The organism is Halanaerobium salsuginis (assembly GCF_900114545.1).
GTDB classification, from domain to species: domain Bacteria; phylum Bacillota; class Halanaerobiia; order Halanaerobiales; family Halanaerobiaceae; genus Halanaerobium; species Halanaerobium salsuginis.
Map to the genome: position 1 here is coordinate 1 of NZ_FOTI01000092.1, position 1549 is coordinate 1549.

A 1549-nucleotide genomic window follows, 5' to 3' on the forward strand; every position below is an offset into this window, starting at 1 on the left:
AGAAAAATTAAGTTTTAGTATGTAAAAACATTGAAGGTACAGGTAATTTTAAAAAAATCAAAAAAACCGTGCATTGCAACTTGCAATTCACCATATATATAATTAATAATTATCATTTTGTAATTTTTGATTGAGAATGCTAAAATAAAGTTGATTAAGTCATATTAACAAAGAAGGAAGTGGTTGTTATTAGAAAAATAGATAAAATTTTCGAAATAATAAAAAAATTACCTAATAATAAAGAAAATGGATTTACAGCAGAAGACATTACAGAAAAAGTAGATATAACTAGATCAACTGTTAGTCGTTATTTAAATAGTTTAGTTAAAGAAGGTAAAATGGAAAAAACTAATAGCCGACCAGTTTATTATACAATAAAACAGCAATTTGCAGTTAAACAAGAAAATATCGATTATATAATTGGAGCTAAAAGTAGTTTGAAAATTCCTATTCAGCAGGCCAAAGCAGCAATATTATATCCACCAGATGGTCTGCATACTCTTTTGTTAGGTGAAACAGGAGTAGGAAAGTCTATGTTTGCTAAATTAATGTATAACTTTGCAGTTTTTGAAGATATCTTGCCTAAAGAAGCTCCGTTTATTCAATTTAATTGTGCTGATTATGCAGATAATCCCCAACTTTTAATGGGACAGTTATTTGGCATAAAAAAAGGTGCCTATACTGGAGCTGAAAAAAATAAAACAGGCTTATTAAAGCAGGCTGATCAGGGAATAATTTTTTTAGATGAAGTACATCGACTCCCACCTCAGGGCCAGGAATTACTTTTTACTTTTATTGATAATGGATTTTTTAGACCATTAGGAGAAACTAATCAGCAGCTTAGAGTAGATGTTAAAATTATTGCAGCTACTACTGAAAGCCCAGGTTCTTATCTGCTAAAAACTTTTCAACGAAGAATTCCTATGGTAATTGAACTGCCAAGTTTAAGAGAGAGAAGTTTAGCAGAACGCTATCAATTAATTAAGACTTTTATTAAAAATGAACAACAACGTATTGGTCAAGAAATTTATATTTACAAAAATGCTTTAAAGTCATTTTTACTGTACGATTGTACTAATAATATTGGACAGCTTAAAAGTGATATTCAGCTTGCCTGTGCCAAATCTTTTTTGAATTTCAAGTCAAAAAAGCAGCAGAAAAATAATTGTCTAAAAATTGGCCAGGAAGAATTACCATATCATGTTAAAAAGGGAATAATGAATTTACCTAATAGACGAGAAGAACTTAATAATTTAATTAAACATGAGGGTGGCTTTATTACTTTTAAAGATCATAGTAAACAAACTGAACTTATAGAAAAAAATACTAGTAAAAATAATTATATGTTTTATGATGTAATAGAAGAAAAAATGAAATCTTTACAAAATAATGGTCTAGCAGAGACTGAAATTAGTGAAATATTAAATATTGATATAGAAAAACATTTTAAAAATTATTGGTTCTTTGACAAATGTTGTGAAATCTAAATAGCACCGTTTGAATCATGTTATCTCTTTGTTTTTTTGAATTACTCTTAAATACTTAGCAA

1 protein-coding gene is annotated in these 1549 nt (G+C 28.0%); it reads left to right on the forward strand.

Going from position 1 to position 1549, the window contains the following annotated elements:
• The first annotated feature begins 179 nt into the window (after window positions 1-179).
• Window positions 180-1487 carry a sigma-54-dependent transcriptional regulator gene (locus BMZ74_RS14280; RefSeq protein ID WP_089862874.1) on the forward strand — a complete coding sequence of 436 codons (1308 nt, stop codon included), beginning with the start codon at window positions 180-182 and terminating at the stop codon, window positions 1485-1487.
• Window positions 1488-1549: the final 62 nt, after the last annotated feature.